We start from the raw sequence: 26,145 nt of genomic DNA, 5'->3' as shown, positions 1-26,145 counted from the left end.
ACGCAAAACCGCTTTAGTTACCGCCGTTGGTCGTTTTCCAGAGCAAGAATACGCGCCCGTGCTTCACCCAACTGCCGTTGCAACTCGGCCACGCGTTCCTGGGCTTCAACCTGCTCGGTGACATCCTTCTGGATGCCGATGAAATAGGTGAGCTTGTCCGTATCGTTGTACACCGGAGTGATCGACAGTTCGTTCCAGAACGGCGTGCCGTCCTTGCGGTAATTGCGCAGGCGTTGGCGGCACGGCTGGCCACTGGCGATGGCCTGGCGGATCAGTCGCAGCGCCGGCTCGTCACGATCGCCATTTTGCAGAAAACGGCAGTCCTGGTAGAGAATTTCATTGGAGCTGTAGCCCGTCAGGCGTTCAAACGCACTGTTGACGTAGATGAGGATGGTGTCATCGCCTTCCTGTTCGGCCACGACGATTCCGTCGTCTGAAGCGTCCACCATCCGTTGCAGCAGCTTGGCGTTGATCATTACTAGGTATTCCACGGCAGTCCAACTGCCATTCTAGAGCATCGCCAACCGTTGGCACATCCCTCTCAGTGGCAGTTTGCCATTGGGTGGCGCGACTGCGTGGTCGGCGCTTGCCTGATATCATCGGCCTTTCAAGCCATGCTCAGGATTCTCTCGATGAAAGTTGCCTTGCTATCAGGCTCCGTATACGGCACCGCCGAAGAAGTTGCTCGCCATGCCAGGCAACTGCTTGAGGACGAAGGTTTCGAGACCTTCTACAACCCCCGCGCCAGCCTTGATGAGCTGCTGAAGGCAGCGCCGCAGGCGTTGTTGGCGGTGACCTCGACCACCGGCATGGGCGAGTTGCCCGATAACCTCATGCCGCTGTATTCGCAGTTGCGTGACCAGCTGCCGGCGGCACTGCGCGGCCTGCCAGGCGCCGTCATCGGCCTGGGCGACGCCAGCTATGGGGATACGTTCTGCGGTGGCGGCGAGCAGGTACGCGAGTTGTTCGCGGAGTTGGGCGTCGACGAGGTGCAGGACATGCTGCGCCTGGATGCCAGCGAATCGGTCACGCCTGAAAAGGACGCCGAACCCTGGCTGGCCGAATTCAGCGGCCGCTTGCAGAAGCGTTGATTGCGGCGGGGTTGCGTATGGCGGGCTGATTGTTCATGCGTCTGACTCGCAAGGCCAATAAGCTGGCTGCCAATGCAATTACTCCCGAGCGAGGGGCTGGTTAGACTGCTCCCCAGAGAGCACGAGACAGTGCCGAGGGAATTACCGTGACCATAGCCCCTGTTCCGTCCACCGCCGTTGGCCTTGACCGGGTCCAGCGTACCGCCTGCGTGGCGCAGGTCGCGGACCCGGCGCTGGCACCTCGCCCAGCCACCTCGCTGAGTGAAATACCCCTGAGTGTGTGGCGCAGTCGTGGCCAGACCTTCGACTTCAAAGGCCATGCCATTCGCTACTGGGTGGCCGGGCAGGGCGAACCCTTGTTGCTGGTGCATGGTTTCCCCACTGCCAGTTGGGACTGGCATTACCTGTGGCAGCCCCTGGCGCGCCACTACCGGCTGATCGCCTGTGACATGCTCGGCTTCGGCGACTCCAGCAAACCGGTGCACCATACCTACAGTCTCCTGGAGCAGGCAGACCTGCAACAGGCGTTACTGGCGCACCTGCGGGTCGAGACCCCCGTGCATGTGCTGGCGCATGATTATGGCGACAGCGTAGCCCAGGAGCTGCTGGCGCGGCATCGCGACGGCCAGGCACGTATCGCCAGTTGTGTATTCCTCAACGGTGGCCTCTTCCCGGAGGCGCACCATGCAGTGCTGATCCAGAAGCTGTTGATCAGCCCCTTGGGCTGGCTGGCCGCCCGCACGTTCACTCGCGATACCCTGGTCAACAGCGTGGCCCTCATCTACGGGCCGGCCACCCGCCCCAGTGAAAGTGCGCTGGACGACTGCTGGAGCCTGATCCAGAGCAACCAGGGCACACGGGTGCTGCACCGGCTGGCTACGTACCTGATCGAGCGTCGCCTGCGGCGCGACCGCTGGGTGACCGCCATGCAGCATGCCGGCGTGCCCATGCGGTTCATCAATGGCGGGCTCGATCCCGTTTGCGGGAAGCCCATGCTGGTCCGCTACCGCGAACTCATCTACCGGGCCGACACGGTATTGCTGGCGGACATAGGCCATTACCCGCACACCGAGGCGCCGGTACAGGTGCTGCGCCATTACCTGGCCTTTCGTGCGGGGCTGCAGCCTGCGGCGATCTCGCACGCAGGTTGACGTACCGCCGGGTCATCATCCCAGGGCCTTATCACCCCTTATTCATCATCCAGCCCATGATTGTTCCCGGCAACGGCGTACCGGAAACTGCCCCCATGACCTAACCTGGCCGGGAGTTGCAGCATGAGCGATGCCATCCGTTTCGAAGATAAAGTGGTGATTGTCACGGGCGCTGGTGGCGGTCTGGGGCGGGCCCACGCGCTGTTGTTCGCCCGCCACGGCGCACGGGTGGTGGTCAATGACCTGGGCGGCGCGGCCAATGGCCAAGGTGCCAGCGCCTCGGCCGCCGATCAGGTGGTGGCGCAGATTCGCGAGGCCGGCGGTACGGCCGTGGCCAGCCATGACTCGGTGACTGCCGGCGACAAGATCGTCCAGCAGGCCCTCGACACCTTCGGCCGTGTCGACGTGCTGGTCAACAACGCCGGTATCCTGCGCGACAAGACCTTCCACAAGATGGATGACCATGACTGGGAGCAGGTCTATCAAGTGCACGTGCAGGGCGCTTACAAACTCACCCATGCGGCTTGGCCGCATTTGCGTGAACAGAACTTCGGCAGGGTGATCTTCACGTCGTCCACCTCTGGCATCTATGGCAACTTCGGCCAGTCCAACTATGCGATGGCCAAATTGGGCCTTTACGGGCTGACCCGCACGCTGGCCCTGGAAGGGCGCCGCCATGACATCCTGGTCAACGCCATTGCACCCACGGGGGGCACACGCATGACCGAAGGCCTGATGCCGCCCGAAGTCTTCGCGCTGCTCAAACCGGAACTGGTCAGCCCCTTGGTGGTGTACCTGGGCAGTGAACAGTGCCAGGACACTGGCGGCCTCTACGAAGTGGGCGGTGGCTGGGTGGGCAAAGTGCGTTGGGAGCGCAGCCTGGGCGTGGGGTTCGACCCGCACCAGGGCATGAGCGTCGAAGCAATTGCCAAAGAGTGGGCGAATATCGGCAACTTTGATGATGCAGTGCACCCGCGCGATAACGTGGAAGCCCTGGAACAAATGATGGTTAACCTGAAGAAATATTAAGATAATCGCTTCAACTGTCCAGGCAACTGTCTTGCGTGGCAGCTGGGGGCGCCGAGCGCCCACAGTACCTGTAGCCGTCCCGGCCGCCGCGGTAGGCTTGAGCCCCACGCGGCCGGCCCGTTGAGCAGGCATAAAAAAGGCCGCTGTAACACAGCGGCCAAATAAGACGTTAGATCAAGGAGCTTCAAATCAACGTCGGTGAACAGGGTGTCGCCAGGCCAGGCAGGCCGGGGATATGCAACGGACAGTACACAGTGAAGATTAACTCAACATTAACCTTTGGGGTTCAGGTTAGTTCCCTGGGCGACTGAATAAATAATAAGCGCCAGGTGTGGATTGAAAAATAGCAGTTTGCGACAATGACTATTACCGTCACTGTAATAGTCCTGACATGTTGCCTAATCGACCGCCGTTCAGTCCCCGCGTTCTCGCACTCATCGTGGCCGCTACCGTTGCCCTGCCCGGGGCGGCGTACGCGCTGCCCTTCAACGTAGGGGACGTGGAAGGGCAGATCGATACCTCGCTGACCTTCACCACCCAGTGGGGGACCGCCAAGCGTGATTCGCACCTGGTGGCCGCCGCCAACGGCGGCAGCGGCCAGTCCAGCCTGGGGGATGATGGGCGGCTGAATTTCGATCGGGGCCAGGCGTTCACCAAGCGGCTGCAGGGCGAGCATGCCCTGACCCTCACCTATGGTGACAGCGGCGCTTATGTACGTGGCCGCTACTGGTATGACTTCGCCGAGCAGGACGGCAGCCAGCATTTCAAGTCGATCAGCGACGATGGCCGCGACGAGGGCGCCCGCGCCGCTGGCGGTGAGTGGCTGGACGCCTACGTTTATCACCATTACGACGTCGGCGGGCAGCCCGGTACCGTGCGGGTCGGGCGCCAGGTGGTCAACTGGGGTGAAAGCCTGTTCATCGGCAACTCCATCAACAGCATCAACCCGGTGGACCTTTCCACGCTGAACCAACCCGCGCAAAAGGTCAGTGACAGCCTGCTGCCGACCAACCTTGTGTATGTGTCACAGGCGCTGGGCGACACCCTGACCCTGGACGCTTTCTACCAGTTGCAGTGGGATGCCTCCCAGGCGGAAAACTGCGGTACGTACTTCGCCGATGACGTTACCGCCCGAGGCTGCAGTGCCGGTTTCACGGTTGCGTCGCCGCTGTCGCCGCAGGCAGGGCAAGGCTACCAGGTCACTTCCGAGGGGGTAGTGGTTCCCCGTGGCCATGATCAGCGCGCCCGGGACGGTGGGCAATGGGGCACGGCATTGCACTGGCTGGCCGGGGATGTGGATTACGGGCTGTACTTCATGAATTACCACAGCCGCCAGGCCTTCCTGCAAACCCACGCGGCCAGTGCCGCGACCGTGGGCAGCCTGGCCGTCATCCCCGACCGTGCCGTGGCCGATGCCACCCTGCTGGGCGGGAGCAGTTACAACCTGCAGTACCCGCAGGACATCCAACTGTACGGGGCCAGCTTCTCTACCACGCTGGCGGGCGGCGCCCAGTGGCGGGGGGAGTTCAGCTACCGGCCCAATGCCCCTGTGCAACGCAACCTGGCAGAGTTGACCCAGGCGTTGCTCGCACCTGCGGCCGGTCAGATTGAAAACGGCTACGAGCGCAAGGCCATCAGCCAGTTGCAAAGCAGCCTGGCATGGAACTTCGACCAGGTGCTGGGCGCCGAACGCCTGACCCTGGCCGGTGAGGCGGCGTGGGTGCATGTAGACAGCGTTTCAGCCGACGACCGCCTGGGGCGCGACGCTGTGTATGGCACCACTGGCAACAAGGGTCATGTGACCCCGAACGCCTGGGGCTACCGCGCGAAGGCTGAGTTGAATTACCCCGATGTCTACGCCGGTGTGACGCTCAAACCCAGTGTGGCCTGGGCGCAGGACGTCAGCGGCTACGCGCCCAATGGCGAGTTCAACCAAGGGGCAAAAGCCGTGACCGTGGGACTTGGGGCGGACATGCAGGGTTTGTACAAAGTGACGTTGGCCTACACCGATTTTTTTGGGGGTCGCTATAACGTGATGACAGATCGGGACTACCTGACCCTGGCGTTGGGTGTGCAGTTTTGACCGCCGGCAGCGCCTGTACGCATGAATAGCGTATCCTGACATTTCCTTATAAATAATTATCGTGTTCCAACGGCCTGTAACTTGTCTGATGGCGTTCCTCTCTGCTGTAGCTGCAGAGTTGTTTTCGTTTAATTAGACAAGGATGCCTTTATGCGTGCACATCATGTTTCTCCAGCAGGTGCAGAGCTGGATCTGATCCAAAGTTTCACTTCTTTTACGGCGTTGATGTTATCAATGCCCGCCCCGTCGGAGCACCCACCGGGCGAATACGACGCTACCTTGAAATCGTTCTGGGCAGAGGACTGCCCGGCCATTGGGTCATTGCACACCGGTACGGCGCGCGAAGTATTTGCGAAGTTGCTGCGCGATAGCGTATTGGCCGAAGTGCAAGTATTGCGAAGCAACCGTGAAATGTCATGGGAGCAAGCCAGCGCGCTGGACACGCTGTTGGAAGACCGCCCCGATAGTCCTGCGTATGGGATTGCCTCACAGGTTGGCCAACAATATGTTTATTGGCCCTTTGATGTGCTGGTCACGGCGGCTGAGCGGCCGAGCGACCCGGCGCATGGGTACTGGGTGCTGTCCGCGGACAATGTCCTGCAACGGTTCGGCACGGACCGGGATGTGGTTCGGTCCATGCACTTGGCTTTTGCAGACCCCGATAAGCGGCAGGCCATCATCCGTCTGCTTCCTCACCCCCAACAAGCGCTGGTAAATACCTGGGTGCAGGGGGGCGCTGCACCTGAATTCGAACTGAGGGCCACCCCTGGAAACCTCTTTACCCGTCAGGTAAACCGCTTGCTGGAGGCGCAGGAACGCGAAGCGGCCAACCTGGCGCAGGGCAGCGGCGAAGCGAGCATTGCCACGCTTGGAGGGTTCACGGTCGCGCGCTCCATGAAGCTGGAGCAATGGCTGGGGCGCTTGCGCCGTTCCCGTACGCCGGACTGGTTGAAGGAGGCGGATGAACAAACCAGGCAAGATTTCGCCGCGCGCGGTACCTCCCTGGCGCAGTGCATCGGTTCGCTGGATAACCTGCTCAGTCCCTTGGGCACTTACCAGGCATTTGCCCAGGCCCATCTCAGAGAGGCATTGGGCTCACGCGGTATCGACCTTGACCCGGCCGAGATCGAAGTGACGCGTGATTGCAGCTTCAGGTTACAGGACAAATCGTTTTCGCACCTTGAGCGCCTGCCTTTGATCCAGCTTGCGTTTACTGGGCTGTTCGAGGGCCGGGATGGGCTTGGCGTCGAGCTCAGCGTGGATGAAACGACTAGCGCCGCGGGGCTGACGCCGCAATTGGTTGCGCAACTGCTCGGCAGCGCTGATCTGCGGGTCAGCTACACCCGGCAGTTGCGTGACCGGTATTTCAGCGCTCCGGTTTTGCAGGCCGTTGTCGATCTGGAGAGTGCGCGACTCGGCACCAGCCTGTTCGCCGCCAGCCATCAGGGTGTGCTCACTGCTTCCTTGCTGGCTGATCTGGACGGCTTGCGAAACGCCATGGACCGGCCCAATACCGCTGGGGTGAAGGCTTACAGTGTGGCGTTGGACAATGGCGGGTTCGTGCTGACCGATGTCCTGGTGTTGAGTTACCGGGATGACGGCAGTGAAAGTTTTCTGCTGTATGCTCCCCAATCCCCCACGGGCAGCGACTGGCTGAGGTGCGCAGGCAGCCGCCAGGTTCGCCATGAAATCGGCGGCTGGATCGCCAGCGAGCAAGGCCGTCATTATTTGCTGGACCAAGTCTCGGCGTCTCAACGTGAACCCCTGAGGCTGTTGCTCGAGCACCTGCGCAACAAAGCTCACCTTATCACCGAGCAAATGCTCGCCATCGAGGCGCAGCCCAGCACAACCTGGCGTGAGATGGTCAACGCCGTGGCGCTTCGACAGGTGGAGCGGCGCGTGGAAGCCAGCTGTATTCTCACACCCAACTGGTACGCTGCCGCGGCTGTGGAAGACCAGTGGCAGTTGGCTCGCCTGGATACTGAAATCGCCGCCATGACACGGGAATATCGGGCGATCGCCGACATACCGATATTTGCTGCCTTTTCCCGCAATCGTTTGCAGGCCTGGTTTGACAGTGCCCGCCCGCACGACCGGTCCCGGCGTAACGTGGACGATTACGCCGTGACACTGGACGGCCAGCGGCGCAGCCTTGTCTGGCTGGCGATGCACGGCGTGGACCGCGGTACGGACGTGAGCGCGCTCCCGGTCAGGGCGGGTCGTGCACTGTCCCAGGAGGAGGGCGAAATCGTTACCGACCTGATGGCCCGTTTTTTCGACGCCCACGATATCCCGACCGAGTTTACCCAGGCGTTGCAGGCATCGTTCCTGGCGCCGTCCAGCGATCAGAAAGCATGGCGCGAAACTCTGCATTTGCGTATCACCCAGTTGGAGATGCAGCGCGCCTGCCTGCAACTGAAGCTGGACCCTGTGGCGAGGAAAGCAGCCGGTCCCGGAACGGTTGCCGTGCTGGAACATATTGCCGACAACCTGAGCCTGCCCTACGGCGGCAACCGCACCTATGAGGGCTTCAACCAGAAAGGCCTCTACCACCTGCAGATCAAGGGCGAGAAACTACGAGGTGTGTACGTGTGCCGCAACATCGACAAGGGCAAGCCTGTCGACATGCTCTATACCCCCAGGCGCCCGATGGCATCTGGTACCGGCCTATCGAGCAGATTGGCGCAGCCATGCGGGACGGTGGCCTTGGCCCCTACCTGCGCGACCGCACCCCCTACAGTCACCTGCCCCGTTTCGACCGGTTTGTCGAGAAGCTCGAGGGCGCAGGGTATTCTGCGCAGTTCACGTCGAGCCGCGTGGGTGCCCACTCCCTGGTCAAGCATTTTTCGAAGGAACATGACGCACTCGTGCATGCCATCCTGGAGGATGTAGACGCCAGCACGGTAAGCAAGGCCGAGCGTTTGTCAGCCCTGATGATCGAACGTGGCCTGCAAGGGCTGAGCGTATTGACGTTGCTGTTCCCCCCCGCACGCCCTGTGGTGGGGGCACTTCAGGTATTCAAATCCCTGTATGAGGCCGCCGTATCCTATCGCGCCGGTGACAGCGCCCAGGCCGCCTGGCATTTCCTGGATGCCGCGCTAAAGGTCGCTTCGCTGACGGGTGTCGCGAGCAAACCGCAGGATGCGTTGCTCGCCAGCATTTTCAAGGGCCCGCCGCCGAAGCTGGCGGAAAAGATGATCGACAAGTTTTCCGACCGCTTGACGGGTGAGCTGGACAGTTACCTGCGCTCGGTGACGATTCCCGAGAAGGGCGACATGCCCAGCCATGGCTGGTTGAAGGGCTGATACCCGGTCATGGGCGTGCATTGATCATCATTGCTCGTAGCCCATGCGCCAGCTTATTGCCTTGCTGGTAGCCAACAGCTGCCTGGCCGCTGGCCCATGCGCGTCGGCGTGAAACATCGAGGTGGGGCCGACCACGGTCAACACCGCCACGATGCGGCCCAACGCGTCAAAGATGGGCGCAGACAACGCGTCGACGCCGGGCAGTAGCAGGCCGTGGACATAATGCAGGCCATTTTCGCGAATTTGCGCGAAGGTGGCCTGTACCTCATCGATGCGGGTCCGGCCTTTCTCGGCAATTTCCTCGTCTATCAGATCAAGGCATTCGCGCTCGGGCAGGTAAGCGCCGAATACCAGGCCGGTGGATGAGCTGAGCACAGGCAATACCGAACCCACCTGCGTGACCACCGTGACCGCGCGCACGGCTGTTTCGATCTGCACGACCGTTGCCCCACGGTTGCCCCACACCGCCAGGAAGCACGTCTCGTTGAGTACGTCGCGCAACTCCGACAGCGGCATGGCCGCCAGTTTCAGTACGTCCATGCTGCCGAGCGCCGCCAGGCCCACCCGCAATGCTTCGCGCCCCAACCCATAGTGGTTGGTGGCAGGGTTCTGTTCGGCGAAGCCACTGGCGATCAGCGCCTGCAGGTAGCGGTGCACCTTGCTGGCGGGCATTTGCACATGGTCGGCCAGGCGCGACAGCGACGTGGAGGGCGAGAGCTCGGCCAGTGCCTTGAGAATGTCGGTGCCGACCTCGGCCGAGCGGACTTTCTGCTTGTTGGTGCCTTCGGCGGGCGGGGTGGGGGCTCGCATGGTCGCGGGATCTCGGAAACAGGTGGGCGCCTTTATAGCTTGACGGCCTGGGGCAATCAAATTACGTTATTCGTAATTGGATTACGATAAAAATAATAGCAGCCTATTCTTTGATAAGGGCTGCGCAACTCGGAGGTTTCATGGACGTTGATCCTGGCACCGTCGCGCCCCGCTACCAGAGCGGCTTTGGCAACCAGTTCAGCAGCGAGGCGTTGCCTGGCGCGCTGCCGGTGGGGCAGAACTCCCCGCAGAAGGCCCCTTACGGGCTGTACGCCGAGCAATTTTCCGGTACTGCGTTCACCGTTCCGCGCCATGAGGCCCGGCGTACCTGGGTGTACCGAATCCGCCCATCGGCCTTGCATCCGCGCTTCGAACCCTTGGGGCGTCAGCTGCAAGGCGGTCCGCTGGGGGAGCCAACGCCCAATCGCCTGCGCTGGGACCCGCAACCCTTGCCTGCGACCCCCACCGACTTCATCGACGGCTGGGTGGCCATGGCGGCGAATGCCGCCCCCGACCAGCCGGCTGGCTGCAGCCTTTACCATTATGCCGCCAACCGTGATATGGCCCGGGTGTTCTACGACGCCGACGGCGAACTGCTGCTGGTGCCGGAACTGGGACGTTTGCGCCTGGTGACCGAGCTGGGGGTACTGGAGGTCGAACCGCTGGAAATCGCGGTAATCCCCCGCGGGCTGAAATTCAGTGTGCACCTGCCCGACGGTCAGGCCCGCGGTTACCTGGCGGAAAACCACGGCGTGGCGCTGCGCCTGCCCGACCTCGGGCCCATCGGCAGCAATGGCCTGGCCAACCCCCGGGACTTCCTGACGCCCGTGGCGCAGTACCAGGACAGCAGCGTGAGCACGGTTCTTGTGCAGAAATTCCTGGGCCGCCTGTGGGCCTGCGAGCTCGGGCATTCGCCCCTGGACGTGGTGGCCTGGCATGGCAACAACGTGCCGTACAAGTACGACCTGCGCCTGTTCAATACCCTGGGTACCGTCAGCTACGACCACCCGGACCCGTCGATCTTCACCGTGTTGACCTCACCTGGCGCCGTGCCCGGCATGGCCAACATGGATTTCGTGATCTTCCCGCCGCGCTGGATGGTGGCGGACAACACCTTCCGCCCGCCCTGGTTCCACCGCAACCTGATGAACGAATACATGGGGCTGATCCAGGGTGCCTACGATGCCAAGGCCGAAGGCTTCGTGCCTGGCGGCGCGTCACTGCACAGTTGCATGAGTGCCCATGGCCCCGACGCCGAGACCTGCGCCAAGGCGGTGGCGGCGAACCTGGCCCCCAGCCGTATCGAACAGAGCATGGCCTTCATGTTCGAGACCAGCCAGGTGCTTCGCCCCAGCCGCCACGCCCTTGAGTGCGCGCAATTGCAACCCCGCTATGACGCCTGCTGGGCGTCGCTGCCCAGCACCTTCGACCCGAACCGGAGAACACCATGAACGAGCAGCACAGCTGGGTTGCCAGCGCCAACGGACATGCCGATTTTCCCTTGCAGAACCTGCCGCTGGGTATCTTCAGCCCACCCGGTGGCCGGGCGCGTGCCGGGGTGGCCATTGGTGACGCAATCCTCGACCTGGAGGCGCTGCTGGCCACCGGCCTGTTGCAAGGCGACGCTGCTACCGCGGCGCTGGCCTGCGAGGGCGGCCAGCTCAATGGTTTCTTCGCCCTTGGCCGCCAGCCCCGCCTGGCCCTGCGCGAGCGGCTGACGGTGTTGTTGAAAGACGGTAGCGATGCCCATGCCGTGGTGCGTGACTGCCTGCACCTGGCCAGTGACTGCGAGATGGCGTTGCCAGCGAAAGTGGGGGATTACACCGACTTCTACGTGGGCATCGAGCACGCGAAAAACGTCGGCAAGTTGTTCCGGCCTGACAACCCCTTGCTGCCTAACTACAAGTACGTGCCCATCGGCTACCACGGCCGTGCGTCGACCCTGCGCCCTTCCGGCACCCCGGTGCGGCGCCCCAAGGGCCAGACCGCACCGAAGGCGCAGGGGGCAGGACCGGATTTCGGGCCCTGCGCACGTTTGGACTTCGAACTGGAACTGGGTATCTGGATCGGCCGCGGCAATACCCTGGGTGAATCCATCCCCATCGACCACGCCGACGAACACGTGGCGGGCTATTGCCTGCTCAATGACTGGTCGGCGCGCGACATGCAGGCCTGGGAATACCAGCCGCTAGGGCCGTTTCTATCCAAAAGCTTCATCACCAGCCTGTCCCCCTGGGTGGTCACGGCCGAAGCGCTGGAGCCGTTCCGCTGCGCCCAGGCGCCGCGCCCCGAAGGTGACCCGCAGCCGCTGCCCTACCTGTGGAGCGCGGCCGACCAGGCCGAAGGCGCGCTGGATATCCAACTGGAAGTGCTGCTGCAGACGCCGCGCATGCGTGAGCAGGGCCTGGAAGCCGAGCGCATTACCCTGAGCAATACGCGCAGCATGTACTGGACCGTGGCCCAACTGGTTGCCCACCACAGCGTCAATGGGTGCCAGTTGCAGCCAGGTGACCTGTTTGGCTCCGGCACGCTCTCGGGGGCGGCGCCTGGGCAGTTTGGCAGCCTGCTGGAGATCACCGAGGGTGGCAAGCAGCCACTTGTGCTGGCCTCTGGCGAAAGCCGGCGTTTCCTTGAAGATGGCGACGAGGTGGTGCTGCGCGCCCGGTGCGTGGCACCCGGCCAGGTTTCCATTGGCTTCGGCGAGTGCCGTGGCCGAGTCGTCGCCGCGCCGTGAGGGCCATACGATGCAGTTGTACACCTATTACCGCTCCACATCGTCCTACCGGGTACGCATTGCCCTGGCGCTGAAGGGGTTGGCGTATGACGCGGTGCCGGTCAACCTGCTGGCGGGCGAGCAGCGCCAGCCTCCTTACCTGGCGTTTGCCCCGCAGGGGCGGGTACCTGCGCTGCGTGTCGATGGCGGACCGGTGCTGACCCAGTCCGGCGCCATTCTCGAGTACCTGGAAGAACGCTACCCGCAGGTGCCCTTGCTGCCTGCCGAACCACTGGCACGGGCACGTGTGCGTGGGGTAGCGGCGCTGATAGGCTGTGATATTCACCCCTTGCACAATGTCAGCGTGCTGAACCACCTGCGTGGCCTGGGGCATGACGAGGGTGACATACAAGCCTGGATAGCCACCTGGATCGATCAGGGGCTGGCGGCGGTGGAAGCCTTGATCGGTGACGAGGGCTTCTGTTTTGGTCCGGAGCCGGGGTTGGCCGATGTCTACCTGATCGCGCAGGTCTACGCGGCCGAGCGTTTCGGGGTGTCGTTGCAGGCCTGGCCGCGCATACAGCGGGTCGTTGCCCTGGCGACGGCGCACCCGGCGTTTGCCCAGGCTCACCCCTCCTGCCAGGTCGATACGCCCTGAGTTCAATGCAGCGATGACGGCGGCAGCGGCAGTTCCTGCAGGCGGGTGGTCAGGCGCAGGCGCTGGACGGGGTCTTCACTGAGCAGCAAGGCATGCTCCAGGTCGAAGCGCTCACCGCGGGGGCATTCAAGGCGTTGGTAGATACCGGCGCGGGCCACATGGTCGGCGGCGCTGGGGGGTGCCAGTTGCAGCACCCGCTCGGCGTCCTTGAGGGCGGCGATGTCATCCTGATGGCTGCTATGCAGTTGGCGCAGGTTGCGCGAAAGGCGTTGCAGCATGTCCCTCGGGCTGGCCTGTGCCAGGTGCTCGGCGAGCAAAGGCACCTGAGGGCCGAACTGGCGGCCCAGCAGTTCACGGCAGTCGGCGGGGTACAGGCGCCTGCCGCCGCAAGGGTCCAGTTGGTGGTCTGCCCCTGGCACGCGCAACAGGAAATGGCCGGGGAAGTTCACCCCCACCAGGGGAATATCCAGGCGCCGGGCCATCTCCAACGCCAGCAGCGCCAGGGCCAGAGGTTGCCCGCGCTTGCGCTCCAGCACCTTGTTCAGCAGCGCGGCCTGAGGGCGCAGTGGGTGAAAGTCATCAGCTTGGTAGCCCAGTGAATTGATACGCCGCAGCAGCGGTTGCGCCAGTTCGTTGACCGGCAGCATCGGCAGGCCGACGCTGATCTGCAGTTGCAGCTCGCGCAGGGCCTCATCGCACTGCTGGGGGTGGAAACCGCTTTCGTGTTCGGCAGCGATCCACAACGCGGCGTCGAACGTCGCGGGCGGGCTTTGCTCAAGGCACCCCAGGCAGGCCTGGCGCGCAGCATCGAAGGTGGGCTTCATAGCTTCTCTTGTAGCCCTGACGCGCCGATCCGTCCAGTAAAGCCGAGCGGCCACAGCCGTCTGCCTGCACGGCCATCGACTACACTGGTTGAAATAACAAGATCGGGAGCCTGCCGATGTTCGCTCTCATGCAAAGCACCCGCACCCACGCCCTGCACCTGGCCGTCGACCCGGTGACCGGCCTGCGTGCGGTGGTGGCCATTCACGACTGCCGCGCCGGGCCGGCGCTGGGCGGGTGCCGTTACCTGGCCTACCCAGACGACGAAAGCGCCATGGTCGACGCCATTCGCCTGGCCCAGGGCATGAGTTTCAAGGCCGCGTTGGCCGGGTTGCCGTTCGGCGGGGGCAAGGCCGTGATCATCCGAAGCCCCCACGTGGAGAACCGCGCCGGCCTGTTCGAAGCCTTCGGTCGTTTCATCGAAAGCCTGGACGGCCGCTACATCACGGCGGTGGACAGCGGCACCTCTACTACCGACATGGACTGCGTGGCCCAGCAGACGCGCCATGTCACCAGCACCACTGCCGCCGGCGACCCCGCTCCCCATGCGGCCATGGGCGTGTTCGCCGGCATTCGCGCCACCGCCATGGCGCGCCTGGGCACCGACAACCTGGAGGGCCTGCGCATCGCCGTGCAGGGCCTGGGCAACGTCGGTTATGGGGTGGCTGAGCAACTGCATGCCGCCGGGGCCGAACTGCTGGTCAGTGACCTGGACCAGGGCAAGGTGCAACTGGCCATGGAACAGTTGGGCGCTCACCCGATAGAACCCAACGCCCTGCCCAGTACCCCGTGCGATATCTTCGCGCCCTGTGGCCTGGGCTCGATTCTCAATGGCCAGAGCGTATCGCAACTGCGCTGCGCGGCCGTGGCCGGCTCCGCCAACAACCAGCTCACCAGCCTGCAAGTGGCCGACCAGCTGGAAAAGCGCGGCATTCTCTACGCGCCGGATTACGTCATCAACTCTGGCGGCCTGATTTATGTGGCGCTCAAGCATCAGGGCGAAGCGGTGGGCACCATCACCGCGCACCTGGCGCGCATCGGCACCCGGCTCACCGAAGTGTATGCCCATGCCCAGGCCGAGAAGCGCTCCCCCGCGCGCGTGGCCGAAGCCCTCGCGGAGAAACTGATTTACGCCTGATAGCGAGCCGGCGCCTGACCGGCGCCAGCTCCGAAAAAAGCCTGCGGCCACAAGCGGCAGGTCAATGAAGCCACACCCACCCGGTGTGTTCAGGAGTTGTGCAATGACCTCAAACAAGATCGAGCTTGCCTACACGCGTTATTTGTCACCCGATGGCCGCCTCCTCGGCCCGTTGCCCGACTGGGCCGACGACTTCAACCTGCTGACCCGCCTGTACCGCCAAATGGTGCTGACCCGGCTGTTCGACCAGAAGGCCGTGGCCTTGCAACGCACCGGCCGCATCGGTACCTACGCGCCTACGCTGGGCCAGGAGGCCATCGGCGTGGCCATTGGCAGCCTGATGCAGCCACAGGACGTGCTGATCCCCTATTACCGTGACACCGCTGTGCAACTGATGCGTGGGGTGCGCATGGAAGAAATTCTGCTGTACTGGGGCGGCGACGAGCGTGGCAGCGATTACGCCGAGCCTGCCGTGGCCCAGGACTTTCCCTTGTGCGTGCCCATCGCCACCCAGGCCCTGCATGCCTGCGGTGTAGCCAGCGCCTTCAAGATTCGCGGCGAACACCGGGTAGCGGTGACCACCTGCGGTGATGGCGCCACCAGCAAGGGTGATTTCCTCGAAGCCTTGAATGTCGCCGGTGCCTGGCAGTTGCCGGTGGTCTTCGTGATCAACAACAACCAATGGGCCATCTCGGTGCCGCGGCGTATCCAGTGCGGCGCGCCGACCTTGGCGCAGAAGGCCATCGGTGCCGGCTTCCACGGTGAACAAGTGGACGGCAACGATATCCTCGCCGTCTACGACCGCATGGGCGTGGCCATCGAACGTGCCCGCCAGGGCAAGGGGCCCGTGCTGCTGGAATGCCTGAGCTACCGCCTGGGCGACCACACCACCGCCGACGATGCCACGCGCTACCGCAGTGCCGAAGAGGTCAAGCAGGCCTGGCAGGAGGAGCCGATCAAGCGCCTGCAGTCGTTCATGGCCGGGCAAGGCGTATGGGACGAGGGCCGCGAACAGGCACTGATCGGCGAATGCCAGGCGCTGGTGCAGCAATCGGTGGACAACTTCGAGGCCGCTGGCACCCAGGCGCCGGAGTCGGTGATGGACCATGTCTACGCCAAATGGCCTGCGGTGCTGGCCGATCAGCGTGAAGACTTTCTCGAACGGGTGGCACGCCGCGAGGGAGGGCAGGCCCATGAATAATGAAAAAGTCAGCCTGCTGGAAGCGGTGAACCTGGCTATGCACCGGGCCATGGCCGAAGACGACAACGTGGTGGTGCTGGGCGAGGACGTGGGCGTCAATGGTGGTGTATTTCGCGCCACTCAGGGCTTGCGCGACAGCTTCGGTTTCAAGCGCGTGATCGACTCGCCACTGGCCGAAACCATGCTGGGTGGGCTGGTGGTCGGGATGGCTGCCCAGGGCCTCAAGCCTGTCGTCGAAATCCAGTTCATGGGCTTTATCTACGCCACCATGGAACATCTGGTGTCCCACGCCAGCCGCCTGCGCAACCGAACTCGTGGCCGGCTCAGTTGCCCCATGGTCCTGCGCACGCCCATGGGCGCCGGCATCCGTGCCCCCGAGCACCACAGCGAAAGTACCGAGGCGTTGTTCGCTCACATTCCTGGCCTGCGGGTCGTCATTCCTTCTTCCCCGGCGCGCGCCTATGGGTTGTTGCTGGCGGCCATCGACGACCCGGACCCGGTGCTGTTCCTGGAGCCGACGCGCCTGTACCGAATGAACCCGCAGCCGCTGGTGGATGATGGCAAGCGCCTGCCCCTGGACACCTGCTTCACTCTGCGTGAAGGCAGTGACCTGACCCTGATCAGTTGGGGGGCCAGTGTCCATGAAACCCTGCAAGCGGCCGATGCCCTCGCCGAGCGCGGAGTGTCGGCGGAAGTCATCGATGTCGCCTGCGTAAAACCGCTGGACCTGGACACCCTGGAAGCGTCGGTGCGCAAGACCGGCCGCTGCGTCATCGTCCATGAAGCGCCGCGCTCCTGCGGCGTCGGCGCCGAAATCGCCGCAAGCTTGTATGAGCGGGCACTGCTGGATTTGCAGGCGCCCATTCAGCGCGTCACCGCCCCGGACATCCCGCCACCGCTGTACAAGCTTGAACAGCTCTATATTCCGGCTGTGACCGACATTCTCCACGCCTGCGACACCGTGCTGACATTCGCCTGAGGAGGCTGCGATGAAATATTTCAAACTGCCCGACCTGGGCGAAGGTTTGCAAGAAGCTGAAATCGTGCAATGGCACGTCAAGGCCGGCGACACGGTCAAGGCCGACCAACTGCTGGTGTCGGTGGAAACCGCCAAGGCCCTGGTGGACATTCCGGCGCCTTACGACGGCGTGGTCGCCAAGACCTTCGGCGGCGAAGGCGACCTGCTGCACGTGGGCGAACCTTTGCTGGGGTATGAAGGCGAGGCCGACGCGGGCACCGTGGTAGGCCGCCTGGAAGGTGGGGGCACTGCCAGCGCCGACCAATTCTTCGTCGGTGCGGCCCCTTCTACCCGCGAACACTTGGCCACCCGCGCCACCCCGGCGGTACGCCAATTGGCTCGGCAGGTGGGTGTGGACCTGACGGCGTTGTCCGGTTCAGGCAGCGACGGCCTGATCACCCGCGCTGACGTCGAGGCCGCCGCCCAGGGCGCCCAGGACCGTTTCGGCGGCGAGAAGCTGCGCGGCGTGCGCCGCAGCATGGCGTTGAACATGGCCAAGTCCCATGCCGAAGTGGTACCGGTAACCATTTTCGGCGACGCCGACCTGCACCGCTGGGGCCAAGCCCGCGACCCTTTGATCCGGTTAGGCAAAGCCATGGCGGCGGCGTGCAAGGTTGAGCCGGTGCTGAACAGTTGGTTCGATGGCCGCAGCCTGTCGATCCGCACCCATGAAACCCTGGACCTGGGCATCGCCGTCGATACCCCGGATGGCTTGTTCGTCCCGGTATTGCGCGACGTCGGCAACCGCAGCGCCGACGACCTCAGGGAGGGCATGAGCCGGCTGCGCGCCGATGTCAAGGCGCGCTCCATACCGCCACGGGAAATGATGGGGGCCACGATTACCTTGTCCAACTTCGGCACCTTGTTCGGGCGCTATGCCAACCCTGTGGTGGTACCGCCACAGGTGGCGATCATTGGCGCAGGGGGCATCCGTGAAGAACCGGTGGCGGTGGAAGGGAAGGTCGTGGTGCACCCGATACTGCCGCTGTCGCTGACCTTCGACCACCGGGCGGTGACAGGCGGGGAAGCGGCACGGTTCATGCGGGCGCTGGTGGAGGCATTGCAAGCGCCCGAGTGATGTGTAGCGGCGGACCTGGCCGCGTCACAAACGCCGCACGGCATCAGGCACACCGCATGCACCGCCGACGCGGCCAGGGCTGCTGTTACAGGCTCTGGCCGTTATTCGGCGCCTTCGCCGCTGATCAGCTCGTTCAATGCATCTGGCTGGCTCTTGAAGGCCTTGGCGAACACATCACGGTTCTTGGCCATGTAGATGCCCGCGTCTTCAACCTGCTGCTCACTCAGGGAAGGGACGGCCTTTTTCAGGACTTCTGCGAGCAGTTCAGCCAGCTCGAGCATTTTGTCATGACGGTCAGCTTCGGCTTTATCCATGAACAAACGCTCCAGATCTCGGCTGCTGCGGTATACCACTTCGACGGCCATTCACCACCTCACATGCCTTTACGATAGTTGTCGGTTACGACTACTGTGTGTTTATACAGTGAAAGGATAAGGGATTTCGTTGCCGCTGGATAGTGGCAATTTACCCAAGCCTTGTGACAGGGTGAGACAAATTGCCGTCACTGCAAGGTCAGGTGGCTGATGCACAATGACCTGGCCTTTTACCTGCATGCTCTGGCCTGTAGATGAAAGCATCCGTTACCCACGAGTCAAGGAACCTGCACCGTGAAAAACAATTGGGCTGATGCCATGCGCAAGAATGTCCACCACCTGGCCGGGTCGCTGGGCAACCTGCTGGTCGAGAGCTTTCACTACCTGGCGTTGTTCGCCATTGGTGCCATCACGGCGTGGGCGGCGGTGATGGCGTTTCTGGGCATGATGGAGAAGGGCAACATCACGGTCGATGACATCCTGCTGCTGTTCATCTACCTGGAGCTGGGTGCCATGGTGGGCATCTATTTCAAGACCAACCACATGCCCGTGCGCTTCCTGATCTACGTGGCGATTACCGCCCTGACGCGCTTGCTGATCTCCGACGTGTCCCACCACGGGCCCGCCGACCTGGGCGTGGTGTACCTGTCCGGCGCGATCCTGCTGCTGGCGTTCGCCATTCTGGTGGTGCGCTTTGCCTCTTCACGCTTCCCCTCGGCCAAGGTTCCGGACCCGGACGCCACGGTGAAGGGCGCCCTGACCGAAGAGAAGGGTGAGACCTAAGGCAACTGGACCTTGAGGCCCCGCGCTATCTGATCGGCGATATAGAACGCATCCTTGAGCGCTTCGCACAGTTCGGGGTCGGTCTCCTCGAACTCCTTGACGGCAATGGCGCCCAGGGTCAGGTCATGCAAACGTGCCTTGTCCGTTTCACGCTTTTCCAGGATGGCCTTGATGAAATAGAGTTGGTTGAGGACCGATGTGTATACCTCGAAAGCCGGGATTCGGCGGTACCGGTCCTGGGCGATGGCGATGGCTTTGTCGATGAAGTCTAGTGCGGTCATGGGGCTCCTGGGTTGAACAGGGTTTTCTGATTGGAGAACAGTTGCTGGGCGCCACCCTCGGCTGGGAAGGGCTGCCCCTTCACGGACCAGGTGTCGATCACTCTGGCCGAGGTACTGCGCAGCACCTGTATCTTGTCGGCGGTCTGGTAGCTGTTGAGCACCTTGGGCTCGATGATGTTCAGGGCGCGGTTGGTACCCATGGGGTTGATGCCCAGTTGCGTGGGTTGCACCGTGGGGCTCAGGGTGTACCAGTTGCCTTGCGGGGCGCCCGGTGACTGATATTGCCACAGGTTCTTGCTGCTGTTGATCGTCTGCACCTGCACGGGGTAGTTGAAGTCCAGGCCGTTCATGTACGCGGCGGCATCCTTCGCGTCATAGCCCTGCTCCTTGAAGAAGTTGGCCGCCACCTCGCGGTTGGCGCGAATGTTGATGTCGCGGTTTACATCCCCGGTGCGCTTGTAGCGCTGGTTCAGGTATTCACGGCGTGACAACGTCGGTTTCGCCGGCTCGGCCGGCGGTCGCGTCGGTTCCACGGCCTTGGCCGGCTCGGGTTTGGGTTGCAGGCGGACCGGCTCTTCGGCCTGCTTCACCGGGGCACTGGTGCGCGGTTGCAGCGAACGCTCTGCCAGCAGTTGCTGTTCATTGCGTGCCAGCCAATCGGCCAGGCGGCGCTCGCTGATCTGCTGTTGCAGCAGCGCCGAACGGGCAGCGATGCCTTCGGCGCTGCTGGTCAGGGCGCCTTTGACCTGCCCGCGGGTCAGGTAGGTGACGATCGCGGTCAGCAGCAGCATCACCAACTGCTCCTGGCCGCGGGCCAACTCACGGGCAGCCTGATCGATGCGCGCCTGGCGCGTGCTGGCGTGGCCACCGCCGGGTTCCAGCCGGCTACCGCTGGCCTTGTTGTCCACCCGCCATGCAGTGACGATACCGTTCTGCAGCGTTTCCAGGCAGGCGGGCAGGCCTTTGTAGAAGTATTCGGCAATGGCCGACAACCCGAGTCCCACCAGAATCAGATTGCCGATTTCCAGGCCAATCCCCGCCCCGGCCACCGCGCCCGGTGCCGCGCCGACGCCGGCACCCAGGACACCGCCGGCCACCCCGCCGGCGATGCTGCCCAAGGTCACGCTGCCACCCAGAATAAGGGCAACATTTTTCACCAGGTCGAGCAGCACATCGAGGATGTCCTCGATATGAATGCTGGCCCAGCGCTGGCTGAGGTCGTGGCGAATCAAGGGGTAGGATTGCTGCAATGCCTGGCGCACTGCGTCGATGCGCTGGCCGCCCAGTTCGGCGTAGATATGGCCAGCGCCCTGTTCCAGGCGCTGGCTGACGCCGTTCCAGCTAGCCTGCAGCCCGCTGCGGGCGCTGCTCAGGCCGTGGTCGAGGGTGTGGTGGAAATCGCTGAACTTGTGGTTCAGGTTGCGCTCGATCTCCGCCCAGCCGGGGATGTGGGTGGGTAAATCCATTGCCGTCGTGCTGTCCATGATGAGTTCGCAGGCCGAACCTCATCATGAACTGTTGTACGTTGCAACGCCTGCCAACAAAAAAACGGGTTCAGATACCCACTTGCAGCCCCGGTTTGTCGGTGAGCCAACCCTTTGTAGGCGGGGTAGGCAGATCGCCGTCGGTCATGGCAGCGAGAATCTCCATGGCACTGTGGCCCTGCTCGATGGCGATGCCGAACTTGATGCTGTCGATCAGGCGCTTGACCCGCTTGGGGTCATTGCGCTGGGCTGCGCTGATCATGCGTTTGGCCACGACCCCGGTTTCATTGGACAGGGTCAGCATGATGCTGCCGTCCAGACGCTCGATGCTGAGGTTGACCCGGTACTCGGGCTGGAAGGCATCACTGATCACTTGAAAGGGGTTTTCCATGGTGCGTCACCTGAAAATATAAGACCTGCATCAATTGACTGGGTTGGAACGTGTTAGTTCGACAACCCGGGCCACATGGATCAGTGCAAGCGCCATGCCGTAGTCTGCGAGGCTTGGCGTGTGCGGGCGTGTTTGCGGACGGGGGTGGGGGCGAGCTGGGAGGGCGCGCGGTGTCTGGGACGCGGCCAGGTCCGCGGCTACGGGAGGTTTGGGCATGAAAAAGGCGAGCCCGTGGCTCGCCTTCTTTTGTTACAGCGTATGTTCAGCTGTTCAAGACCTGCTCGTTTTCCAGGAATTCTTCCTGTAACAGGGCATCGGCCTCGCCCGTCGCACCATTCTGGCTATTGACTGCGCGCTTGCTGCGCAGCTTGCCGAACAAGTGCTCAAGGGCGTTGTGCAACTTGGTGGCGGCGCCATCCACTGCCTGATCCAGCGTGGCGGCCTTGTGGGTCACGGAAATCGGTTGGTGGCCTTTTGGCCGCGCTTCCATCTGGCAGCGTTTGTCATGGGGGCCGGGCTTGTCGCCGTTTTCATCGGCCAGGTGAACCTCGATGCGGGTGAGGTCTTCTTCATAGCGGTCGAGCGTGCTTTCTACGGTACTGCGTACCCACTCCTCCAGTCGGATGCTGCTTTGAATATGGTTGTCGCTATTGACTTGGATTTGCATAGTTCATCCCTTATTCAGCTAGCTCGCAAGAGATGCGCCGAGGGTGGAAATCAGCGCCTCTTGATTACAAGGTCGGGCAGTTGGGCGAACAATTCAACCCCTCGGCGAAGATAAATATTTCGCAACTAGTTCCCGCGCTGCCTGCAAGGCCGTTTACATCGCGCATCTGGGCCTGCAGGACCGGGCGTTGGGCGTCAGAATGCGACAGATGTCTGCAGGTAAACCGTGCGCGGCTCGCCCACGTATTTGCCCTTGTTGTTGTCATCGTAGGAGCGGGTGAAATACTCGTGGTTGAAGATATTTTTCACCCCTACCGCCACGTTCAGGTTCGACAGCTGTGGGCCGAAATCATACGCGGCGCGAGAATTGAACAGCACGTATCCCGGGATGCGTCCGGTGCTGCCGTCGGCGCTTTCGGCACGGGTGTTTTCGTTGTCGGCGAACTGGCTGCTCTGGTAGCTGCTGTCCAGGTTCAGCTTCCAGGGTCCCTCGGTATAACCCATACCCAGCGTGCCCTTGTGCCTGGACGAGAACGGCACCTGGTTGCCCTTGTTGGGGCCGTCTTCGCGGATGGTCGCGTCCACATAGGCGTAGGTGGCGTACACGTCAAAACCGGCCAGGGCGGGAGTCAAGCCGTCCAGGGCATAGTGCACGCTGGTCTCGACGCCCTGGTGGCGGGTCTTGCCACGGGCGATCACGGTGTCGTTGGTCTGGTTGCTGTCGTACTGGTTGTTGAAATTGATCAGGAACAGACCCAGCTCCGCGCGCAGGTTGCCGTTGTCATAGCGTGTACCCACTTCCCAGGTGCGGGCCTTTTCCGGTTTCACTTCGCCACCGGCCACGCGGTTGGGCATCTGGCTGTACTGCACGGCGCCAAACGAGCCTTCGGTGTTGGCGTACAGGTTCCAGTTCTCGGTGGCGTGGTACAGCACGTTCAACGCCGGCAGTGCCGTGTTGTAGTCGCCCTGGTATTTGACGTGGCTGAGGTTGTTGTTCTGCTGCGAATCAATCATTTCGTAGCGGATGCCCGGGGTGAAGGTCCACTTGCCTATGTCGATACGGTCGTCCAGCGAGAACGCATTGGCCGTGGTGCCGCCCCGGGTGTCGCGGTCATTGGTGCTGTCGGTGGTGGGCAATTGGCCGGCGCTGACGGGCACGCGGTAGCGCAGTTCGTGGCTGGCCTCGTTGATGTACCGGTACCCCAGGCCCACCTCGTGCCAGCTGTCGCCCAGCGCGAAGCCTTGGGAAAGGTGCGTTTCCAGCCCGCGAACCCAATACTCGCGTGGCGACAGTGACAGGAAGCTGCCCTGGTCCAGGTAACCACTGCGCAGGGTCTTGGTGAAGAAGGTATTGGCGGTGAACTCGCGGGCATCCTGCTGGTAACGGTAGCCAACGTTGAACATGCTACGCCGGCCCCAGAATTTGTCGCTGGGGCGTGTGGACTGGTAGGGGTTGGCGTCGTAGGCGGCACTGCTCAGGCCGCCGGGCATGTCCGCTTCGCCGTCGTAGTACTGGGCTTCGGCGTTCAGGCTGTTGGCCTCGTCGATCTGGTAGTTGCCCTTGAGGATCAGGTCGTCGATCCGGGTGTCGCTGTGCTCGCGCCAGTCACCGCCACGGGTACCGGAGTAGAGCAGGGCGCCGCCCAGGCCGTTGTCACTGGTGCCACCGGCCAGCAGGTTGGCGCTGGTCTTGAAGCCGTCATGGCTGGAGCGCGGGCTGGTCTCGGTCTGGAAGCCGCCCTTGACGCTGGCTTCCTGGGGAATGGCGCGGGTCACGAAGTTGACGATGCCGCCCACGTTCTGCGGGCCGTAGCGCACGGCACCGCCGCCACGCACCACGTCCACTGCGTCCATGTTGCCCATGCTGATCGGGGCGAATGACAGTTGCGGCTGGCCATAGGGGGCGAAGGGCACGGGAATGCCGTCCATCAGCACTGTGGAGCGGGTGGCCAGCCGCGGGTTGAGGCCACGGATACCGAAGTTCATGGCCATGTCATGGCTGCCGGTGCCGTTGTTGTCGGGGGCGTTCACGCCGGGAATGCGGTTGAGCACCTCACGGGCGCTGGTGGCGCCGGCACGCTCGAATTCCTCGCGGCGTACCACGTCCCGGCCGCCCGGGTGTTCGAAAACATTGCTGGCGTCAGCGGTGCCCAACCAGTCGCCGACCACGGCCGAGGTGCCAAGCTCCACGGTGCCTACCGGCGTGGCGGCCTCCAGGCTGTAGGCATTGTTGCCTTGCGCCTTGGCGCGCAGGCCAGTGCCTTGCAGCAGTGCCGCCAGGCCTTGTTCAACGCTGTAGCTGCCTTCAAGGCCGCGGCTGGTCAGGCCCTGGGTCACCTGTGAGCCGAACGAAACGAGGATTCCGGCTTCACGGCCAAACTGGTTCAGGGCGCTTTCCAGCGACTCTGGAGCGATGTGGTAGGTGCGCGCGGCTTGCGCGGCCATCGCCTCGGGCAAGGTGGCCAGGGTCAGGCTGGCGCCCAGCAGCAATTGGCGCAAGGTACGAGCCATGGGCGTGAGGTGCGAGGGCATGCGGGATCCTTCAGAGAGTCGGCAAGGGGGATTTACCCTCTCTGTCACGCGAGATCGGAAAACGGCTCATGTATTTTTCAACGGGGCGCAAATCGCCATCAGGCCCGTGCCTGCACTGTCACCCAGAAGCGTGTGAAGCGCCTTACCCGCACTGGCAGGGCCACTTCCAGCAAGTCGAGGATCCGTTCGCTGTCGGCCAGTGGGTAGCTGCCGGAAATCAGCAGGTCGGCGACCTCGTCTGCGCAGCTCAGCTCGCCCCGTCGGTACCGGGACAACTCGCCGAGGAAATCGGCCAGGCGCATGTGCGATGCCACCAGCATGCCGTCGGCCCAGGCACTGCTGTTGGCATCCATGGCCACGGGGGGGCGCCAATGGTGGTCGTCGAATTCCACCTGCTGGCCTTGCTCAAGGCTCAGTGGGTAACCCACCGACCGGCTGGGGGCAACTTGCGCGTTACCGCTGAGTACTGCTACCCGGGTACGGTGCTTGAGCTGGCGCACGTTCACCCGCCCGCCGTGTGCGGTGATCAGGCCCTGCGCTGTTTGCACCAGCAGGGGGCGGTGGCCTGGAGGGCTATCGAGTTGCAGCTCGCCTTCGAGCAGGCGCACCCGGCGTTGCCGCTCGTCGAAACTCAGGTTCACGGCGCTGGCTGTGTTGAGTTGCAACTGGCTGCCGTCGCTCAGGGACAGGTGCCGCCGCTCGCCCACCGGGCTGCGCAGGTCGGCCACCAACGGTGGCAGCATGTCCTGGCGGTCGAGTGCCAGCGCGACCGTGCCGCCCATGGCCACCACCAACAGGTATTTCAACGCCTGCCGCCGGCCTGCCAGGTGCGGCGCGTTCAGGGCCGCATGGGCCAAGGGTGCGTCGACTCCGCGCAGGCGGCGGTTGACGCCCTGGATATGTTCCCATGCCCGTCGATGCTCGCCATCGCTCGCCAGCCACCGTTCGAAGCGCTGCTGGCCCTCGGCTGCCAGAGGCGCCTCGTGCATCGCCAGCAGCCATTGCACCGCCTGTTCGGCGACTTGAGGATTGAACTGGCTCACAGGGCGAAGTAGCAGCGCATGGCTGCTCTGTTCAAGTGGCGTTTGACCGTGGCGATCGAGAGGCCTAGCTGTTCGCCGATCTCGGCGTAGCTTAGGCCGTCGACCTGTGCCAACAGGAATGCGCGGCGCACGGGGGAGGGCAGGCCATCGAGCAGGCGGTCCAGTTCCAACAGGGTCTCAAGGATGATTGCCTTGTGTTCTTCGCACGGCGCCACGGCCTCGGGCAATTGTGCGATTGCTTGCAGGTACGCCCGTTCAACGTCCTGGCGGCGGTAATGGTTGAACAGCACGCGCTTGGCAACGGTGGTCAGAAACGCCCGCGGTTCCTTGATGGCCGGTGTTTCACGCGCGGCGAGCAGGCGCAGGAAGGTGTCCTGGGCCAGGTCGGCGGCGCTGTCCGGGCAGCCCAGGCGACGGCGCAACCACTGGGTCAGCCAGCCCTGGTGGCTCAGGTACAGGCCCTCGATCAGGGGCAGTGAAGGGGGATTGGCGCGCGACACCGTGGGCTCTCCGGCGCTACAGGGTGCGCTACAGAATAAGAATTGTTCGCATTG

Annotated in this window: 25 protein-coding genes; 14 read left to right on the top strand and 11 right to left on the bottom strand. The window is 63.3% G+C overall.

What is annotated here, in order from left to right; genetic code table 11:
• Nucleotides 1-17: 17 nt before the first annotated feature.
• Nucleotides 18-476, bottom strand: coding sequence for a PAS domain-containing protein (locus QBK88_RS16895; RefSeq protein ID WP_277962938.1), 459 nt, complete (start codon nt 474-476; stop codon nt 18-20).
• 156 nt (nt 477-632) lie between these two features.
• Here QBK88_RS16895 and QBK88_RS16890 point away from each other — a divergent pair, with 156 nt between their 5' ends.
• From QBK88_RS16890 to QBK88_RS16865, 6 genes are all read left to right on the top strand, one after another.
• Nucleotides 633-1,091 (top strand): flavodoxin, encoded by a 459-nt coding sequence (locus QBK88_RS16890; protein ID WP_277962937.1) that lies wholly within the window; start codon nt 633-635, stop codon nt 1,089-1,091.
• Nucleotides 1,092-1,348: 257 nt separating this feature from the next.
• Nucleotides 1,349-2,242 (top strand): alpha/beta fold hydrolase, encoded by an 894-nt coding sequence (locus QBK88_RS16885; protein ID WP_277962966.1) that lies wholly within the window; start codon nt 1,349-1,351, stop codon nt 2,240-2,242.
• 123 nt (nt 2,243-2,365) lie between these two features.
• Entirely contained in the window at nt 2,366-3,271 is a 906-nt protein-coding gene (locus QBK88_RS16880; RefSeq protein WP_277962936.1) for an SDR family oxidoreductase, read from the top strand.
• A gap of 391 nt (nt 3,272-3,662) precedes the next feature.
• Entirely contained in the window at nt 3,663-5,354 is a 1,692-nt protein-coding gene (locus tag QBK88_RS16875; protein WP_445764954.1) for a DUF1302 domain-containing protein, read from the top strand.
• A gap of 150 nt (nt 5,355-5,504) precedes the next feature.
• A complete protein-coding gene (locus QBK88_RS16870; protein WP_277962934.1) occupies nt 5,505-8,246 on the top strand; it encodes a hypothetical protein in 2,742 nt (913 codons plus the stop codon).
• Nucleotides 8,222-8,659: a hypothetical protein gene (locus QBK88_RS16865; RefSeq protein WP_277962933.1), complete on the top strand. Its 438-nt coding sequence runs from the start codon at nt 8,222-8,224 to the stop codon at nt 8,657-8,659. The genes QBK88_RS16870 and QBK88_RS16865 overlap by 25 nt, the downstream gene beginning before the upstream one ends.
• A 27-nt stretch (nt 8,660-8,686) precedes the next feature.
• On the opposite strand, the gene QBK88_RS16860 is transcribed toward QBK88_RS16865, so the two are convergent.
• On the bottom strand, nt 8,687-9,469 hold the full coding sequence (locus QBK88_RS16860; RefSeq protein ID WP_277962932.1) for an IclR family transcriptional regulator: 783 nt from the start codon (nt 9,467-9,469) through the stop codon (nt 8,687-8,689).
• Between the two features lie 140 nt (nt 9,470-9,609).
• On the opposite strand from QBK88_RS16860, the gene hmgA reads away from it, so the two are divergent.
• Genes hmgA through maiA form a run of 3 tightly spaced genes read left to right on the top strand, consistent with a single transcriptional unit; the run spans nt 9,610 to nt 12,840 of the window.
• A complete protein-coding gene (gene hmgA, locus QBK88_RS16855) occupies nt 9,610-10,920 on the top strand; it encodes a homogentisate 1,2-dioxygenase (protein WP_277962931.1) in 1,311 nt (436 codons plus the stop codon).
• Nucleotides 10,917-12,203, top strand: a complete 1,287-nt coding sequence (fahA, locus tag QBK88_RS16850; RefSeq protein WP_277962930.1) for a fumarylacetoacetase — start codon at nt 10,917-10,919, stop codon at nt 12,201-12,203. The genes hmgA and fahA overlap by 4 nt, the downstream gene beginning before the upstream one ends.
• A gap of 10 nt (nt 12,204-12,213) precedes the next feature.
• Nucleotides 12,214-12,840, top strand: a complete 627-nt coding sequence (gene maiA / locus QBK88_RS16845) for a maleylacetoacetate isomerase (protein ID WP_277962929.1) — start codon at nt 12,214-12,216, stop codon at nt 12,838-12,840.
• A 2-nt stretch (nt 12,841-12,842) separates the two neighbouring features.
• Here the strand turns inward: maiA and QBK88_RS16840 are convergent, their stop codons facing one another.
• Nucleotides 12,843-13,664 carry a transglutaminase family protein gene (locus QBK88_RS16840; RefSeq protein ID WP_277962928.1) on the bottom strand — a complete coding sequence of 274 codons (822 nt, stop codon included), beginning with the start codon at nt 13,662-13,664 and terminating at the stop codon, nt 12,843-12,845.
• 116 nt (nt 13,665-13,780) lie between these two features.
• Here QBK88_RS16840 and QBK88_RS16835 point away from each other — a divergent pair, with 116 nt between their 5' ends.
• From QBK88_RS16835 to QBK88_RS16820, 4 genes are all read left to right on the top strand, one after another.
• A complete protein-coding gene (locus tag QBK88_RS16835; protein ID WP_277962927.1) occupies nt 13,781-14,800 on the top strand; it encodes a Glu/Leu/Phe/Val dehydrogenase dimerization domain-containing protein in 1,020 nt (339 codons plus the stop codon).
• Nucleotides 14,801-14,903: 103 nt separating this feature from the next.
• The gene (gene pdhA / locus QBK88_RS16830) at nt 14,904-16,001 is read left to right on the top strand and encodes a pyruvate dehydrogenase (acetyl-transferring) E1 component subunit alpha (RefSeq protein WP_277962926.1); all 1,098 of its coding nucleotides are present in this window, start codon (nt 14,904-14,906) and stop codon (nt 15,999-16,001) included.
• The gene (locus tag QBK88_RS16825) at nt 15,994-16,980 is read left to right on the top strand and encodes an alpha-ketoacid dehydrogenase subunit beta (protein WP_277962925.1); all 987 of its coding nucleotides are present in this window, start codon (nt 15,994-15,996) and stop codon (nt 16,978-16,980) included. The genes pdhA and QBK88_RS16825 overlap by 8 nt, the downstream gene beginning before the upstream one ends.
• A gap of 10 nt (nt 16,981-16,990) precedes the next feature.
• On the top strand, nt 16,991-18,097 hold the full coding sequence (locus QBK88_RS16820; protein ID WP_277962924.1) for a dihydrolipoamide acetyltransferase family protein: 1,107 nt from the start codon (nt 16,991-16,993) through the stop codon (nt 18,095-18,097).
• Nucleotides 18,098-18,198: 101 nt separating this feature from the next.
• Here the strand turns inward: QBK88_RS16820 and QBK88_RS16815 are convergent, their stop codons facing one another.
• Entirely contained in the window at nt 18,199-18,462 is a 264-nt protein-coding gene (locus tag QBK88_RS16815) for a YebG family protein (protein WP_158154560.1), read from the bottom strand.
• Between the two features lie 243 nt (nt 18,463-18,705).
• Between QBK88_RS16815 and QBK88_RS16810 the strand changes: the two genes are divergently transcribed.
• A complete protein-coding gene (locus tag QBK88_RS16810) occupies nt 18,706-19,194 on the top strand; it encodes a phosphate-starvation-inducible protein PsiE (RefSeq protein WP_268145402.1) in 489 nt (162 codons plus the stop codon).
• Here the strand turns inward: QBK88_RS16810 and QBK88_RS16805 are convergent.
• The 7 genes from QBK88_RS16805 to QBK88_RS16775 form a co-directional block, all read right to left on the bottom strand.
• On the bottom strand, nt 19,191-19,475 hold the full coding sequence (locus QBK88_RS16805) for an immunity protein Tsi6 family protein (protein WP_268145400.1): 285 nt from the start codon (nt 19,473-19,475) through the stop codon (nt 19,191-19,193). The genes QBK88_RS16810 and QBK88_RS16805 overlap by 4 nt on opposite strands.
• Nucleotides 19,472-20,941, bottom strand: coding sequence for a polymorphic toxin type 46 domain-containing protein (locus tag QBK88_RS16800; protein WP_277962923.1), 1,470 nt, complete (start codon nt 20,939-20,941; stop codon nt 19,472-19,474). The genes QBK88_RS16805 and QBK88_RS16800 overlap by 4 nt, the downstream gene beginning before the upstream one ends.
• Before the next feature lie 88 nt (nt 20,942-21,029).
• Nucleotides 21,030-21,350 carry a DUF3509 domain-containing protein gene (locus QBK88_RS16795; protein ID WP_268145396.1) on the bottom strand — a complete coding sequence of 107 codons (321 nt, stop codon included), beginning with the start codon at nt 21,348-21,350 and terminating at the stop codon, nt 21,030-21,032.
• Nucleotides 21,351-21,612: 262 nt separating this feature from the next.
• Nucleotides 21,613-22,017, bottom strand: coding sequence for an HPF/RaiA family ribosome-associated protein (locus QBK88_RS16790; protein WP_268145394.1), 405 nt, complete (start codon nt 22,015-22,017; stop codon nt 21,613-21,615).
• Nucleotides 22,018-22,211: 194 nt separating this feature from the next.
• Nucleotides 22,212-24,548: a TonB-dependent Fe(3+) dicitrate receptor FecA gene (fecA, locus tag QBK88_RS16785; protein WP_277962922.1), complete on the bottom strand. Its 2,337-nt coding sequence runs from the start codon at nt 24,546-24,548 to the stop codon at nt 22,212-22,214.
• Between the two features lie 98 nt (nt 24,549-24,646).
• The gene (locus QBK88_RS16780; protein WP_277962921.1) at nt 24,647-25,591 is read right to left on the bottom strand and encodes a FecR family protein; all 945 of its coding nucleotides are present in this window, start codon (nt 25,589-25,591) and stop codon (nt 24,647-24,649) included.
• Nucleotides 25,588-26,091, bottom strand: a complete 504-nt coding sequence (locus tag QBK88_RS16775; protein ID WP_445764953.1) for a sigma-70 family RNA polymerase sigma factor — start codon at nt 26,089-26,091, stop codon at nt 25,588-25,590. Before QBK88_RS16775 ends, QBK88_RS16780 begins: the two co-directional genes overlap by 4 nt.
• Nucleotides 26,092-26,145: the final 54 nt, after the last annotated feature.

It is taken from the genome of Pseudomonas sp. RIT-To-2 (assembly GCF_029623465.1).
Taxonomy (GTDB): Bacteria; Pseudomonadota; Gammaproteobacteria; order Pseudomonadales; family Pseudomonadaceae; genus Aquipseudomonas; species Aquipseudomonas silvicola.
The sequence above is the reverse complement of the archived record's forward strand: the minus strand, read 5'-3'. Positions and strand labels throughout refer to the sequence as shown.

Excerpts from the sequence above, each read along its gene's own strand:
- QBK88_RS16895 (WP_277962938.1), bottom strand. The coding sequence starts at position 476 with ATGATCAACGCCAAGCTGCTGCAACGGATGGTGGACGCTTCAGACGAC.
- hmgA (WP_277962931.1), top strand. The coding sequence starts at position 9,610 with ATGGACGTTGATCCTGGCACCGTCGCGCCCCGCTACCAGAGCGGCTTT.
- QBK88_RS16820 (WP_277962924.1), top strand. The coding sequence starts at position 16,991 with ATGAAATATTTCAAACTGCCCGACCTGGGCGAAGGTTTGCAAGAAGCT.
- QBK88_RS16890 (WP_277962937.1), top strand. The coding sequence starts at position 633 with ATGAAAGTTGCCTTGCTATCAGGCTCCGTATACGGCACCGCCGAAGAA.
- QBK88_RS16800 (WP_277962923.1), bottom strand. The coding sequence starts at position 20,941 with ATGGATTTACCCACCCACATCCCCGGCTGGGCGGAGATCGAGCGCAAC.
- maiA (WP_277962929.1), top strand. The coding sequence starts at position 12,214 with ATGCAGTTGTACACCTATTACCGCTCCACATCGTCCTACCGGGTACGC.
- pdhA (WP_277962926.1), top strand. The coding sequence starts at position 14,904 with ATGACCTCAAACAAGATCGAGCTTGCCTACACGCGTTATTTGTCACCC.
- QBK88_RS16805 (WP_268145400.1), bottom strand. The coding sequence starts at position 19,475 with ATGACCGCACTAGACTTCATCGACAAAGCCATCGCCATCGCCCAGGAC.
- QBK88_RS16825 (WP_277962925.1), top strand. The coding sequence starts at position 15,994 with ATGAATAATGAAAAAGTCAGCCTGCTGGAAGCGGTGAACCTGGCTATG.
- QBK88_RS16835 (WP_277962927.1), top strand. The coding sequence starts at position 13,781 with ATGTTCGCTCTCATGCAAAGCACCCGCACCCACGCCCTGCACCTGGCC.
- QBK88_RS16870 (WP_277962934.1), top strand. The coding sequence starts at position 5,505 with ATGCGTGCACATCATGTTTCTCCAGCAGGTGCAGAGCTGGATCTGATC.
- fecA (WP_277962922.1), bottom strand. The coding sequence starts at position 24,548 with ATGCCCTCGCACCTCACGCCCATGGCTCGTACCTTGCGCCAATTGCTG.
- QBK88_RS16815 (WP_158154560.1), bottom strand. The coding sequence starts at position 18,462 with ATGGCCGTCGAAGTGGTATACCGCAGCAGCCGAGATCTGGAGCGTTTG.
- QBK88_RS16840 (WP_277962928.1), bottom strand. The coding sequence starts at position 13,664 with ATGAAGCCCACCTTCGATGCTGCGCGCCAGGCCTGCCTGGGGTGCCTT.
- QBK88_RS16860 (WP_277962932.1), bottom strand. The coding sequence starts at position 9,469 with ATGCGAGCCCCCACCCCGCCCGCCGAAGGCACCAACAAGCAGAAAGTC.
- QBK88_RS16875 (WP_445764954.1), top strand. The coding sequence starts at position 3,663 with ATGTTGCCTAATCGACCGCCGTTCAGTCCCCGCGTTCTCGCACTCATC.
- fahA (WP_277962930.1), top strand. The coding sequence starts at position 10,917 with ATGAACGAGCAGCACAGCTGGGTTGCCAGCGCCAACGGACATGCCGAT.
- QBK88_RS16790 (WP_268145394.1), bottom strand. The coding sequence starts at position 22,017 with ATGCAAATCCAAGTCAATAGCGACAACCATATTCAAAGCAGCATCCGA.
- QBK88_RS16880 (WP_277962936.1), top strand. The coding sequence starts at position 2,366 with ATGAGCGATGCCATCCGTTTCGAAGATAAAGTGGTGATTGTCACGGGC.
- QBK88_RS16795 (WP_268145396.1), bottom strand. The coding sequence starts at position 21,350 with ATGGAAAACCCCTTTCAAGTGATCAGTGATGCCTTCCAGCCCGAGTAC.